11 protein-coding genes are annotated in these 12,924 nt (G+C 75.2%); 8 read left to right on the forward strand and 3 right to left on the reverse strand.

Features of this window, described 5'->3' with window-relative positions; genetic code table 11:
* Positions 1 to 72: 72 nt before the first annotated feature.
* From AB0D01_RS30670 to AB0D01_RS30685, 4 genes are all read left to right on the forward strand, one after another.
* On the forward strand, positions 73 to 783 hold the full coding sequence (locus AB0D01_RS30670; RefSeq protein WP_363060938.1) for a hypothetical protein: 711 nt from the start codon (positions 73 to 75) through the stop codon (positions 781 to 783).
* Entirely contained in the window at positions 780 to 2,492 is a 1,713-nt protein-coding gene (locus AB0D01_RS30675; protein WP_363060940.1) for an ATP-binding protein, read from the forward strand. The genes AB0D01_RS30670 and AB0D01_RS30675 overlap by 4 nt, the downstream gene beginning before the upstream one ends.
* 118 nt (positions 2,493 to 2,610) lie before the next feature.
* Complete coding sequence (locus tag AB0D01_RS30680; RefSeq protein ID WP_363060942.1) at positions 2,611 to 3,156, forward strand: hypothetical protein; 546 nt, start codon at positions 2,611 to 2,613, stop codon at positions 3,154 to 3,156.
* Positions 3,157 to 3,312: 156 nt separating this feature from the next.
* Positions 3,313 to 3,927, forward strand: coding sequence for a class F sortase (locus AB0D01_RS30685; protein ID WP_363060944.1), 615 nt, complete (start codon positions 3,313 to 3,315; stop codon positions 3,925 to 3,927).
* A 28-nt stretch (positions 3,928 to 3,955) separates the two neighbouring features.
* Here the strand turns inward: AB0D01_RS30685 and AB0D01_RS30690 are convergent, their stop codons facing one another.
* Together AB0D01_RS30690 and AB0D01_RS30695 are read right to left on the reverse strand one after the other, a co-directional pair.
* The gene (locus AB0D01_RS30690; protein ID WP_363060946.1) at positions 3,956 to 4,732 is read right to left on the reverse strand and encodes a TSUP family transporter; all 777 of its coding nucleotides are present in this window, start codon (positions 4,730 to 4,732) and stop codon (positions 3,956 to 3,958) included.
* A gap of 419 nt (positions 4,733 to 5,151) precedes the next feature.
* Positions 5,152 to 6,447, reverse strand: coding sequence for a ferredoxin reductase family protein (locus AB0D01_RS30695; RefSeq protein WP_363060948.1), 1,296 nt, complete (start codon positions 6,445 to 6,447; stop codon positions 5,152 to 5,154).
* A 157-nt stretch (positions 6,448 to 6,604) separates the two neighbouring features.
* Here AB0D01_RS30695 and AB0D01_RS30700 point away from each other — a divergent pair, with 157 nt between their 5' ends.
* Genes AB0D01_RS30700 through nirD form a run of 3 tightly spaced genes read left to right on the forward strand, consistent with a single transcriptional unit; the run spans position 6,605 to position 10,894 of the window.
* The gene (locus tag AB0D01_RS30700; protein WP_363060950.1) at positions 6,605 to 8,029 is read left to right on the forward strand and encodes an FAD-dependent oxidoreductase; all 1,425 of its coding nucleotides are present in this window, start codon (positions 6,605 to 6,607) and stop codon (positions 8,027 to 8,029) included.
* 1 nt (position 8,030) lies between these two features.
* Positions 8,031 to 10,565 carry a nitrite reductase large subunit NirB gene (gene nirB, locus AB0D01_RS30705; protein ID WP_363060952.1) on the forward strand — a complete coding sequence of 845 codons (2,535 nt, stop codon included), beginning with the start codon at positions 8,031 to 8,033 and terminating at the stop codon, positions 10,563 to 10,565.
* On the forward strand, positions 10,562 to 10,894 hold the full coding sequence (gene nirD / locus AB0D01_RS30710) for a nitrite reductase small subunit NirD (RefSeq protein ID WP_363060954.1): 333 nt from the start codon (positions 10,562 to 10,564) through the stop codon (positions 10,892 to 10,894). The genes nirB and nirD overlap by 4 nt, the downstream gene beginning before the upstream one ends.
* A 14-nt stretch (positions 10,895 to 10,908) precedes the next feature.
* Here the strand turns inward: nirD and AB0D01_RS30715 are convergent, their stop codons facing one another.
* Positions 10,909 to 11,316, reverse strand: a complete 408-nt coding sequence (locus AB0D01_RS30715) for a VOC family protein (RefSeq protein WP_363060956.1) — start codon at positions 11,314 to 11,316, stop codon at positions 10,909 to 10,911.
* Between the two features lie 385 nt (positions 11,317 to 11,701).
* Between AB0D01_RS30715 and AB0D01_RS30720 the strand changes: the two genes are divergently transcribed.
* Positions 11,702 to 12,862, forward strand: coding sequence for an alkaline phosphatase PhoX (locus AB0D01_RS30720; RefSeq protein WP_363060958.1), 1,161 nt, complete (start codon positions 11,702 to 11,704; stop codon positions 12,860 to 12,862).
* The last annotated feature ends 62 nt before the right edge of the window (positions 12,863 to 12,924 follow it).

Below are 12,924 nucleotides of genomic sequence, written 5' to 3' on the forward strand. Positions count from 1 at the left end.
CCGCGCGGCCCGTCCTGCCTGCGCACCACCACGGTACGCACCGCCGTCTCCGACCCCACGGTTGCCCGCCCCATGACCCGTCCGCCCCGCTTCCCGACCGCCGCGGCGCCGCTCTGCGCCCTCGCCCTGGCCATCGGCTCCGGTGTCGCCGGCTGCGCCTCACCCGGGGGGCTCGCCGCCGGCGAACCCGCCCCGCCGGTGTCCGCGCAACCGCGGCCCGAGGCCCTGTGGCCCGCCTGGGCCCAGGAGTCCCCCCACGCGCCCGGCGCCGAGACCGCGACCCGGCAACCACCCCCGGCGGCCCTGAAGGACGGCCCCCGCGTGGGGCCCGGGGGCCTCGCGGCGGTGGACCCGCTGGCGGTCGTCCGAGCGGACCGGCGGATGCGGCCCTACCTCGGCAAGGGCACGATCGACGCGCCGGGCCGGGTCGGCGTACGCCCGGCGGTCCTCCTCGACCTGACCGGCGACGGACACGAGGAGCTGGTCGTCGCCGCCGACACCGAGACCGGCCGGACGGCCCTGAGCGTGTACCGGGCCGACGGCGAGCGCGTCGTGCCGATCCTGTTCACCCTCGGCCGCCGGATGGCCGCCGACTCCATCGGCCGGGACCTGCTGGTGCGCACCGCCGCCGACGACGGCTCCGAGCAGGCCGTCCGCTTCCACTGGGACGGGCGACGGATGACGGTCGTCAGCGACGAACGGCGCTGGAACAAGGACCTGTCCCCCGCCCCGGGCGCGAGTTCGGGCGCGCGGGCGGGCGCGGCCTCGGAGAGCGAACGGTGAGACTGCCCCCGGCGCTCCGGCGCGGCCCGTTCCGGGGCTTCGGCCTGCGCGGGAAGATCGCCGTACTGCTGGCCGTCGGCTGCTCGTTGGTCGCGGTCACCATCGGCGTGCTGATCCACGAGGCCCGGGTGGGCCAGGTCGCGGACGCGGCCCGCAAGGGCGCGATCGAGCAACTGGTGCGCGTACGGCAGGTCTACGAGCTGACCGGCCGGCTCGACCCCGACAAGGTCGGGGAGGCCGACGCCCGCATCGACTGCCCCGGCACGCCCGAGCCCCTGCGCGAGGCGGCCCTCGCGGGTCGTCGCACCACGTACCTGGACCTGGAGGGGCCGCACCCGACGGTGTGGGCGGCGCGGCCGGTGGGCGGCGAACACGTGCTGTCGGTACGGCAGTCCCTGGCCGCCGAGAAGGCCGAACTGGCGGAACTGGACGGCCGGCTCGTGGTGTTCGGGACCGCGGTGGTGGCCCTGGCGGCGGTCGGCGGGGCGTTGATGGCCGGCCGGCTGAGCAAGGACCTGCGGACGGCCGCCGAGACGGCCCGGCGGATCAGCGCGGGCGACCTGGACGCGCGGATCGGGCCCTCCGGGGTGCCGGGCACCCGCGACGAGGTGGCGGCGCTGTCCTCGGCGGTCGACACGATGGCGGCCAGTCTCCAGGGGCGGTTGGAGGCCGAGCAACGGTTCACGGCGGACGTGGCGCACGAGTTGCGGACCCCGCTGACGGGGCTGCACACGGCGGCGGAACTGCTGCCGGCGGGGCGGCCGACCGAGCTGGTCCGGGACCGGGTGGCCGCGCTGCGGACGCTGACGGAGGACCTGTTGGAGGTGGCCCGGCTCGACGCGAACCGGGAGGAGGCCCGACTGGAGGCGCACCGGCTGGGGCCGCTGGTGCGGTCGGCGGTCCGGCGTTCGGGGGTGACGGCGGAGGTGTCCGGCGGGGACGGGGCGTGGGTGCGTACGGATGTCCGGCGGCTGGAGCGGATCCTGACGAACCTGCTGGTCAACGCGCGGCGCCATGGCGGCGGCCGGGTGTCGGTGGAGGTCGGGGGAGCCTCGGTGACGGTACGGGACCACGGCCCGGGATTCCCGGAGAGCCTGCTGCGCGACGGACCCCGGCGGTTCGTGACGGGTACGGCGGAGCGGGGCCAGGGCACGGGGCTCGGGCTGACCATCGCCTTCGGCCAGGCCCAGGTGATCGGTGCCGAGGTACGGCTGTCGAACGCGCCGGCGGAGTCGGCCCCGGCCCCGGGTCCGACCCCGTGGCCGCCCCCGGGCGGGGCGGATCCGGGCACGGCCGGGGCCGGCGCGGGCCGGGCGGCGTACGGCGGCGCGGCGGCGACGGTGACGCTCCCCGAGGCGACGGAACCCCCGCACGCGACCCCGTCGCTCGGGACGGGGTCGGCGGGTGCCCCCTCGCTCGGGAGGGCCTCGGCGGAGACCCCGTCGCTCGGAACGGCTTCGGCCGGGACCCCGTCGGCGGGTGCCCCGTCGGCCGGGACGGCTTCGACGGAGGCTCTGTCGGCCTCGGCGGGGGCCCAGTCGGCCCCGGCGGCCCCGGTCGAGGGTCGCCCCTGCGGAGCGGGTCCGGGCCCGGACCCGGGCGGGACGCCGTCGACCGGAGCGCCCGCGGTCGAGCCCGCGCGGGCCGCGCGCGGCGGCGGCTTCACCCGGACGGGGTGGGGGGACACGGATGCCGGATCGGGCCTCTGACGTGCGCTGACGTCGTCCCGGCGGGTGGCGCGGGGCCCGTTCCCGCGGTCGGTCGGCATGCGGAGTCGCGGCCCGCCGGTTTACCTCGGAACACGACCCCGTGTCCCCAGGAGTTCTGATGCGCCGCAGTACCGCCCACGTGCTCACCGCCACCGCGTTGACCGTCGCCGCGTTCGCCGGCCCGGTCGCCGGAGCGGTGGCCGCCGCGGACCTCGGCATGGCCGCGGGCTTCTCCCCCGGGGACTTCGCCAAGCTGGAGGTCTGGCCGAAGAACGCCGCCGGCGGGGTCACCGTCACCGTGAGCACCACCGCCTGCGGATCGGGCTCCCTCGCGGAAGGTGACGCCACCACGGTGGGCGGCGGCCGGTTCAAGCTGACGCCAGGTGCCCACAAGGAACAGGTGACGGGGCGGTTCCAGGTCTCGCACCACGTCCGGCCCGGCACCTACGGCATCGGCGCGACCTGCGCGAACGGCAAGTTCGCCACCGGCGACCTGGTCGTCACCGAACGCGGCCCGCAGGGCCCCGTTCGCACCGGGGTGGGTGGTGGGACGACCACCACCACCGACCCCGCCATGATCGCGGCGGGGGTGGCCCTGTTGGCCACCGCCGCCGCGGGCGGTACCTGGCTCATGCGTCGCCGGGCGAGCGGCACGCCGAGCTGACGGGCGCCCACCGCGGCCCGAGCCGCGGTCCGACCGGTACCGTCCCCCGTCGCCCGCCCCGCGAGGTCCCCCCCGTTCGCGGGGCCGGGCGACGGCCACGTCCCACACGAAGTCCCACGCACCGAGTCCCACGTACGCCACGACGAGGGGGCACCCATGGCAACCTCCGGCCGCGCGGGGCTGGTCGCCCTCGCCGCCTGCGTCGGCGTCTGGCTCGTCAACAGCGGCTCGGGCGAGACCGTCCGGCCCCCGCTGCCCTCGCCGGCCGAGGCGCTGAGCGGGCAGGCCTCGTACGCCGCGAGCATCGATCCGCTGCCCGGCTCGCCGCCCGTCCGGATCAGGATCCCGTCCCTGCGCGTCGACGCGCCGCTGGCCGGGCTGGGTCTGGAGCGCGACGGCAGCCTCGAAGTGCCGCCGCCCGCCCGGGCCGACCTGGCGGGCTGGTACCGCGACGGCACCACGCCGGGCGCGTCGGGCACCGCCGTGGTGGCGGGCCACGTCGACGACGCCGGCGGCCCGGCCGTGTTCTACCACCTGGGGGCGCTGCGGCGCGGGGCCTCGATCGAGGTGGCGCGCGAGGACGGGCGGACGGCCGTGTTCACCGTGCACGCGGTCGAGGTCCACGACGCGCGCGCCTTCCCGGACGAGCGGGTCTACGGACCTTCACCGCGCGCGGAGCTGCGGGTGATCACCTGCGGCGGCGGCTTCTCCCCGCGCACCGGCTACCAGGGCAACGTGGTGGTCTTCGCACACCTCACGGGGACGTACTGACGAGCCCGCGGCCGGCGCCCGCCACCGGCTACCCCCACTGTTCGAAGCCGAGCTTCACGACGAGGGCGCCGACCACCGTGAGCAGCACGCCCCGGACGAACCCGCTGCCCTTCTTGAGCGCCATCCGGGCGCCGATCATGCCGCCCGCCAGGTTGAAGGCCGCCATCAGGGCGGCCAACTGCCACAGCACCATGCCCTGGTAGGCGAACATCGCGAGGGCGCCGGCGTTGGTGCACACGTTGACGATCTTGGCCGTCGCGGAGGCGGTGACGAGGTCGAGGTGGAGCAGGGCGGTGAGGGCGAGGACCAGGAAGGTGCCGGTGCCGGGGCCGATGAGGCCGTCGTAGAAGCCGATGCCGAGCCCCGCGAGGGCGATGGCGAGCACGACGCGCTGTCGGGAGACGGGCGAGGTGGACGGGGCGGTGCCGAATCCGGGCTTGAAGATCACCACCGCGCCGACCACCACGAGGACGGCCATGATCAGCGGGCGCAGGGCGTCCTTGCTGATCCCGCCGGCGAGCGCGGCCCCGCCCATCGAGCCGGCGAGCGCGGCCAGGCCGATCCGGACGGCGAGCTTCACGTTCACCGGGGCCTTGCGGACGTAGGTGACGGCCGCTCCGGTGGTTCCGACGATCGCCACCGCCTTGTTGGTCCCCAGTACGGCGGCGGGATGGGCGTTCGGCAGGCCGAGCAGCAAGGCGGGCAGGAGCAGCAGGCCGCCGCCGCCCACCACCGCGTCGATCCAGCCGGCCGCCGCGGCGGCCACGCACAGGACGATGATCATGGTCGTTGATATGTCAGGCACGGGCCGACCCTATGGACAAGATCCATGCAGGGCCCATCAATCTCCGGAAACTTGCGCAAAGGTTGAGCTTTGCCGGGCGGGCATCCGGTCCGGGGCCGGCGGAGCGGCCGGTTCCACCAGGGCGGTCAACGCACTCGCCGCCACCACACTGGCCAGCCCGAGCCCCGCCGCGAGCCGCCGCGCGGGCGGTACGCGCGACAGCGCGGCGGCCCCGACCCGCCAGGCGGGCTCCCGACGGGGCTTGCGGTGCCGGGACCCGGCCGGCCCGGTCGGGGTCACGGGCACGGGGACGTGGAGCGGGTGGCGCATGGACGCGGGGCCTCTCGTGAGGGCGTGGCGGGGGGAGGGCGCGGCTCCGGCCGGGGGATCGCGGAGCGCGGGGTGCGCACGGGCGCACAGACGGGTGGGTGCGGCTCCGGTCAGGCGGTGAAGCACTCGGAGTGGACGTGCGCGGCCGGCACCCCGGCCCGCAGCAGCGCCGTTCGGGTCGCCTCCGCCATCCCCGGCGGCCCGCACAGGTACACGTCGTGCTCCGCCAGGTCCGGCACCAGCGCCGTCAGGGCCCGCGGTGCCAGCGGGTCCCAGGCGGCGTCGGAGGGCCCGAGGAGGTAGTGCAGGCCGGCCTGCCGCCCGGCGGCGATGGCCTCCAGCTCGGCGCGCAGGACGAGGTGCTCCTCGGCCCCGGCGCGGTAGAGCAGGGTGAGGTCCCCGGGCCCGCCGGGCAGCGTCTCGAACAGGGCCCGCAGCGGGGTGATCCCGACCCCGCCCGCGATCAGCAGCACCTTGCCGCGGGTGCGCCGGGCGGCCGTCAGCGCCCCGAACGGGCCGGTGGCCAGGACCCGCGTGCCGGGGCGCAGCCGCCGGATCCGCCGGGAGTGGCCGCCGAGCGCCTTGACGGTGATCCTCAGCCCTTCCTCGCCCACCGGGGCGGACAGCGAGAAGGGCAGGGCGGTGTACCAGAGCCGCCGCTGGAGGAAGCGCCAGCGCAGGAACTGTCCGGGCTCGGCGCGCAGCTCCGCGAGGTGCCTGCCGCGGATGACGACGGAGACCACCCCGGGCCCCTCGCCGCGGACCTCGGCGACCCGCAGCCCGTGCCGCAGGGCCTGGCGTACGGGGACCACGGCGCGGTACCAGATCAGGAGCACCGTCACGACGGCGTGGGCGAGGGACCAGAACCAGGCGACGACCGCCAGGTCGGGGCCCGCGAGCTGGTGCCAGAAGCCGAGGGCGGCGGCGACGTGGACGAGGAGGTGGACCCCGCGCCAGGTCTCGTGCGGGATCCGGCGGCGCACGGCGCGGGCGGAGGTCGCGCCGACCGCGACCAGCAGGGCCGTCGCGGCCGCGGCGGCGGCGAGCGCCGGGTAGCCGAGCAGGTCCCGGGCGGCCGAGAGCACGTCGACGCCCGCGTGGACGGCGTAACCGAGCAGGGCGAGGACGCCGTGGGCGAAGCAGAGCGTCAGGACGTGCCGGCCGATCCGCGCGTGCAGGCGGGCGAGCCGGTCGGCGCCCACCCCGTGTTCGACGGCGGGGATCCGGGCCATGAGGAACAGCAGGACGAGGATCCCGTAGCCGGCGAGGAGGCCGGTGAGGTGGGCGGCCGTGGCGAAGAGCGCGTCGAGCCGGGCCGACGGGCGCACCTGGGCCGCCCAGAGCAGGACCACCAGCCCCGCCCCGCACGCCGTCGCGCCCTCGACCCGCCCCGCCACATCTCGCATGGGGCCCACGCTAAGCGGCCCCGGACAGCTCCCGGCGGCCCTTAAGGCGGCCTTGAGGATGGCCTCACGGACGCTTAACCACGGCGCTGAGGTCGGCGTTCCGTCCGGGTAACAGGAGCGATCCCGAGGGGAAACAGCCGGGCCGCACGCTCGTGCCATGACCTCGAACCAGCGTGTGGTGGTGATCGGCGGCGGCCTGGCCGGCCTTCGGCTCGCCGCGCGGCTGACCGGCGCCGACACGGGCGCGGGCCACGCCGCCGGCGCCCCGGCCCCGGACGTGACCGTCCTCGGCGAGGAGACGCGTGCCCCGTACAACCGGGTGCTGCTCGCCGAGGTCCTCGCGGGCCGCTACGCGCCCGAGGTGATCGCGCTCCCCCACCCCGGCCCGACGTTGCGCCGGGGTGTGCGGGCGGTGCGCGTCGACCGCGCGGAGCGGCTGGTCCACTGCGACGACGGCTCCGTGGAGCGGTACGACACCCTGGTGCTGGCCACCGGGTCGAACCCGGTGCTCCCTCCGCTGCGCGGCCTGTTCACCCCGCGGGGCCGGGAACTGCCCGAAGGGGTGCACGCGTTCCGCACCATGGACGACTGTCTGGCGTTGGCGGCGGCCGTACGTCCGGGCGTGCGCGCGGTGGTGATCGGCGGCGGGCTCCTGGGGGTGTCCGCGGCCCGCGCGCTGACCGCCCGGGGCGCGCAGGTCGTCCTCGCGCAGCAGGCGGAGCGGCTGATGGAACGCCAGCTGGACGAGGACGCCTCGACGCTGCTGCACGCCCACCTGAGCGGCCTCGGCGTGGAGATCCACACCCGGTGCCGGGTCCGCGGCCTGATCACCACCGCCGACGCCCCCCGCACCACCGCCGCCACCGCCGGCACCGAAGCCCGCACCGGCCGCACCACCCCCACCCACACTCCCGCCCGCGCCGCCGAGGCCCCCGGCCGCCGCGAGGTGACCGGCGTGGAACTGGCCGACGGCTACCGGCTCGACGCCGACCTGGTCGTCCTCGCCTGCGGGGTGCGCCCCCGCGTCGGCCTCGCCCGGGCCGCCGGGATCGAGGTCCGCAAGGGCGTCGTGGTCGACGACCGGCTGCGCACCAGCGATCCCCGCGTCCACGCCATCGGCGACTGCGCCGAGCACGCGGGCCGGGTGTACGGACTGGCCGGCCCCGCCCTGGAGCAGGCCGAGGCCCTCGCCGCCCTGCTGACGGCGGCCCCCTACCCCACCGACCCCACCGATCCCGCCGACCCCACCGGCGGTCCGGGCCGGTCGGGCCCGGACCGGCCCGCGTACGGCGGCACCCGCGCCCTCACCCGCCTCACCCTCACCACCCTCACCCCCGACGGCCCCGGCCACTTCGACCTCGCCGCCTTCGGCGAACCGACGCCGCTCCCCGGCGACGACGTGGTCCGCCTCGCCGACGCCACCCGCCGCACCTACCGCAAGGTCGTCGTCCGCGGCGACCGGCTGGTCGGCGGGGTCCTGCTCGGCGAGCTCTCCACGGTGGGCGCGCTCGCCCGCACCTGGGAGGGCGACGAGACACCGCACGACCTGTTCCACCTGCTCACCGACGACGGAGGCCACTGAGATGACCGAGCCCCTGCCCGCGATCGTGTTGATCGGCCACGGCATGGTCGGCCAGCGCTACCTGGAGGCGCTCGCCGAGCGCGGGGCCACCGCCACGCACCGCGTCACCGTGCTCTGCGAGGAATCCCGCCCGGCCTACGACCGCGTCCACCTGACCTCGTACTTCTCGGGCAGCAGCCCCGAGGAGCTCTCCCTGACCCCGGACGGGTTCATGGAGCGCAACGGCATCGACCTGCGCCTCGGCGACCCCGCCGAGAGCATCGACCGCGACGCCCGCACCGTGACCTCCCGCTCCGGGCAGGTGTTCCCGTACGACGTCCTGGTCCTGGCGACCGGCAGCCACCCCTTCGTGCCGCCCGTCCCCGGCAAGGACGCCCCCGGCTGCTTCGTCTACCGCACCATCGAGGACCTCCTGGCCATCGAGGAGTACGCGAAGGGCCGCACCGGCGGCGCGGTCGTCGGCGGCGGGCTGCTCGGGCTGGAGGCGGCGGGCGCGCTCCAGGGCCTCGGGCTGGCCACCCGGGTCGTGGAGTTCGCCCCGCGCCTGATGCCCGTACAGGTCGACGAGGGCGGTGGCGCGGCCCTGCTGCGCACGATCGAGTCGATGGGCCTGACCGTGCACACCGGCGTCGGCACGCAGGAGGTCCTCACCGGCGAGGACGGCCGCGTCAGCGGCATGCGGCTCTCGGACGGCTCCACCGTGGAGGCCGACCTCGTCGTCTTCTCCGCCGGGGTCCGCCCCCGCGACCAGCTGGCCCGCGACTGCGGGCTTCAGGTCGGCGAACGCGGCGGGATCGGCGTCGACTCCCGCTGCCGGACCTCCGACCCGCGCGTCTACGCCATCGGCGAGTGCGCGCTGGCCTGCGACGGCCGGGTCTACGGCCTGGTCGCGCCCGGCTACGAGATGGCCGAGACCGCCGCCGAGGACCTGCTCGGCCGCGACAAGGAGTTCACCGGGGCCGACCTGTCCACCAAGCTGAAACTGCTCGGCGTGGACGTGGCCTCCTTCGGCGACGCGCACGGAGCCGCCCCCGACAGCCTGGACGTCGTCTGGTCCGACTCCCGCTCCGGGGTCTACAAGAAGCTCGTCGTCTCCCCCGACGGGGTCCTGCTCGGCGGCGTGCTCGTGGGCGACGCCGACTCCTACGGGCTGCTGCGCCCCCTGACCGGGAGCGTCCCGCCCGTCGCCCCCGAACAGCTGGTGCTGCCGGCCGGACTCGGGCCCGCCGCGCAACTGGGCCCGTCGGCCCTGCCCGACAGCGCGGTGATCTGCTCCTGCCACAACGTCACGAAGAAGGCCGTCACCGCCTGCTCGACGCTGCCCGAGGTCAAGAAGTGCACCAAGGCCGGCACCGGTTGCGGCAGCTGCCTCAAGGTGATCGGCCAACTCCTGCCGGCCGCCGTGGACAAGGGGCTGTGCGGCTGCTTCCCGTACACCCGTGCCGAGCTCTACGAGATCGTCCGCACCCGGCGACTGACCTCCTACCGGGAGATCCTCGACGGCCACGGTCGGGAGGCGGCGCGCGGCGGCGACGGCTGCGAGGTGTGCAAACCGACCGTCGGCTCCGTCATCGCCTCGCTCGCCCCCTCCCTGGGCGCCAGCGGCTACGTGCTCGACGGCGAGCAGGCCGCCCTCCAGGACACCAACGACCACTTCCTCGCCAACCTCCAGCGCAACGGCTCCTACTCGGTCGTCCCGCGGATCCCGGGCGGCGAGATCACCCCCGACAAGCTCATCGTGATCGGCGAGGTGGCCCGCGACTTCGGCCTCTACACGAAGATCACCGGCGGGCAGCGCATCGACCTCTTCGGCGCGAGCGTCGACCAGCTCCCCCGGATCTGGGCCCGCCTGGTCGACGCCGGGTTCGAGTCCGGGCACGCCTACGGCAAGGCCCTGCGGACGGTGAAGTCCTGCGTGGGGCAGACCTGGTGCCGCTACGGGGTCCAGGACAGCGTCCGCATGGCCATCGACCTGGAGCTGCGCTACCGGGGTCTGCGCGCCCCGCACAAGCTGAAGTCGGCGGTCTCCGGCTGCGCCCGCGAATGCGCCGAGGCGCAGAGCAAGGACTTCGGGGTCATCGCGACGGCGAGCGGCTGGAACCTCTACGTCGGCGGCAACGGCGGGGCCACCCCGCGCCACGCGGACCTCCTCGCACAGGACCTGTCCGACGCCGAACTGATCCGGCTCATCGACCGGTTCCTGATGTTCTACATCCGCACCGCCGACCGGCTGGAGCGCACCTCGACCTGGCTGGACCGGATGGAGGGCGGCCTCGACCACCTGCGGGACGTCGTCGTGCACGACTCGCTGGGGCTGTGCTCCGAGCTGGAGGCGCTGATGGCCGACCACGTCGCCCACTACCGCGACGAGTGGGCCGAGACCCTCCGGGACCCGGAGCGGCTGAGCCGGTTCGTGTCCTTCGTCAACGCGCCGGGCGCCCCGGACCCGACGGTGCGGTTCGTGCCCGAACGCGACCAGGTCAAGCCCGACCTGGCCGTCCTGACCGTCCTGCCCGTGGGAGGTACCGTCCGATGACCGTCGAACTGAAGCTGTCCGAGGGCTGGCTGACCGTGTGCGCGCTGTCCTCCCTCACGCCCGGGCGCGGGGTCGCGGCCCTGCTGCCGGACGGGAGCCAGGCCGCGGTGTTCGTCGACCGCGCGGGGCGCCCGTACGCCATCGCCAACCAGGACCCCTTCACCGGGGCGCACGTGCTCTCCCGGGGGCTGGTGGGCTGCGCCGAGGGTCGGCCCTTCGTGGCCTCGCCGCTGCTCAAGCAGCGCTTCGACCTGGAGTCGGGGCGCTGCCTGGACGACGAGGAGGTGGCGGTCCGGACGTATCCGGTGCGGACCGCCGCCGGCTCGTAGGGGCCGGGGGCCGGTCAGCCCTGGACCATCGCCGGGTCCATCCACATGATCTCCCAGGTGTGCCCGTCGAGGTCGTCGAAGGCGCGCCCGTACATGACGCCGTGGTCCTGCGCGGGACGGGGCTCCGTGGCCCCGGCGGCCAGGGCGCCGTCGACCAGGACGTCCACGGCGGCGCGGCTCTCGGCGCTGAGACACAGGAGCACCTGGGAGGTGGTCCGGGCGTCGGCGATGGCCTTGTGGGTGAAGTCCTTGTAGCGGGCCTCGGTGAGGAACATCGCGACGATGGTGTCGCTGATCGGCATGGAGGCGCAGTTCTCGTCGCTGAACTGGGCGTTGAAGGTGTAGCCGAGCTTGCCCCAGAAGGCCTTGGTCGCCTCCAGATCCTTGACGGGCAGGTTGACGAAGATCATGGTGGCGGACATTGCGGTCCCTCTTCCCTCGGTGTTCCGTGCACCCGGGTGTCGGGCGCTTTCGAGAGGTAGACCGGCCGCCGCGGAAGAACTCATCGGCGTTGGCGAGATTTCTTCGAAGTTTTTTCCGAGGGTCGGACACCGCAGGTCACAGGGGTGGTCGGAGGGCTCCGGGAGCTCCGTGGGGCCGCCGGGGCCGTCGGGGGCTGGTGGGGCCTCGGCAGGCCGCGGAGGGGCGCGCGTCCTGCCGAAGTCGTCGCGGGGGGATTGACCCCGCGCCGGTCGCTCCCGCGTCATGAGGAGTTGATGTGACGTCAACTCGACGCCTCTAGGTTCCTCGACGCGTGCGACCCCGCGCCCGACCGGACGCGGGGCTCCCCCTCCCTCAGGAGTGACCGTGGAACGTCGTACCTTCCTGCGCGGTGCCGTGATCGGCTCCTCGGCGGCCGCCTTCGGCGGCACCCTCATGCACGGGGCCGCCTACGCGGCGCCCGCCCAGCCCGGAGCGGGCCCGTACGGGGCGCTGGGCACGGCGGACGCGAACGGCGTCATGCTGCCGGCGGGCTTCACCAGCCGGGTGATCGCGCGCTCCGGCCAGACCGTCCCGGGCACCTCCTACTCCTGGCACAGCGCCCCCGACGGCGGCGCGTGTTTCGCCGACGGCTCGGGCTGGATCTACGTGTCGAACTCGGAGATCAACCCGAGCGGCGGCGCGAGCGCGATCCGCTTCGACTCCTCCGCGAACGTCACCGGCGCCTACCGGATCCTGTCGAACACGCGGCACAACTGCGCGGGCGGCAAGACCCCGTGGAACACCTGGCTGTCCTGCGAGGAGGTCAGTCGCGGCTTCGTCTACGAGACGGACCCGTACGGGGTGAACGCCTCCGTCCAGCGCCCGGCGATGGGCCAGTTCAAACACGAGGCGGCCGCCGCCGACCCGGTCCGGAAGGTGATCTACCTGACGGAGGACGAGAGCGACGGCTGCTTCTACCGCTTCGTGCCGACCACCTGGGGGAACCTGTCCTCGGGCACGCTCCAGGTGCTCAAGGCCTCCACCGCCACCTCGGGCTCCTTCACCTGGGCCAACGTCCCGGACCGCGACGGCTCGCCCACCGCCACGCGCAGCCAGGTGTCGGGCGCGAAGAAGTTCAACGGCGGCGAGGGCTGCCACTACGCGAACGACACCGTCTGGTTCACCACCAAGGGCGACAACCGCGTGTGGCGGCTGAACCTCGCGAACAGCACCTACGAGCTGGCCTACGACGACTCCCTCGTGCCCGGCGGCGCGGCCCCGCTGACCGGCGTGGACAACGTGACCGGGTCCTCGTACGGCGACCTGTACATCGCCGAGGACGGCGGCAACATGGAGATCTGCGTGATCACCCCGGACGACGTGGTGGCGCCGTTCCTGCGGATCACGGGGCAGTCCTCCTCGGAGATCTGCGGTCCGGCGTTCTCCCCCGCGGGCAACCGGCTGTACTTCAGCAGCCAGCGCGGTACGAGCGGCAGCTCCACCGGGGGCATCACCTACGAGGTCACCGGCCCGTTCCGGGTCTGAGGCCGGGCGGGGCGGCGGCGGGCCCTCAGGCGGGGCGGCGGGTGGCGGCCCTCGGGCGGGGC

This window comes from Streptomyces sp. NPDC048606 (genome assembly GCF_040650855.1).
GTDB lineage: Bacteria > Actinomycetota > Actinomycetes > Streptomycetales > Streptomycetaceae > Streptomyces.

Excerpts from the sequence above, each read along its gene's own strand:
- AB0D01_RS30670 (WP_363060938.1), top strand. The coding sequence starts at position 73 with ATGACCCGTCCGCCCCGCTTCCCGACCGCCGCGGCGCCGCTCTGCGCC.
- AB0D01_RS30680 (WP_363060942.1), top strand. The coding sequence starts at position 2,611 with ATGCGCCGCAGTACCGCCCACGTGCTCACCGCCACCGCGTTGACCGTC.
- AB0D01_RS30685 (WP_363060944.1), top strand. The coding sequence starts at position 3,313 with ATGGCAACCTCCGGCCGCGCGGGGCTGGTCGCCCTCGCCGCCTGCGTC.
- AB0D01_RS30695 (WP_363060948.1), bottom strand. The coding sequence starts at position 6,447 with ATGCGAGATGTGGCGGGGCGGGTCGAGGGCGCGACGGCGTGCGGGGCG.
- AB0D01_RS30700 (WP_363060950.1), top strand. The coding sequence starts at position 6,605 with ATGACCTCGAACCAGCGTGTGGTGGTGATCGGCGGCGGCCTGGCCGGC.
- nirB (WP_363060952.1), top strand. The coding sequence starts at position 8,031 with ATGACCGAGCCCCTGCCCGCGATCGTGTTGATCGGCCACGGCATGGTC.
- nirD (WP_363060954.1), top strand. The coding sequence starts at position 10,562 with ATGACCGTCGAACTGAAGCTGTCCGAGGGCTGGCTGACCGTGTGCGCG.
- AB0D01_RS30715 (WP_363060956.1), bottom strand. The coding sequence starts at position 11,316 with ATGTCCGCCACCATGATCTTCGTCAACCTGCCCGTCAAGGATCTGGAG.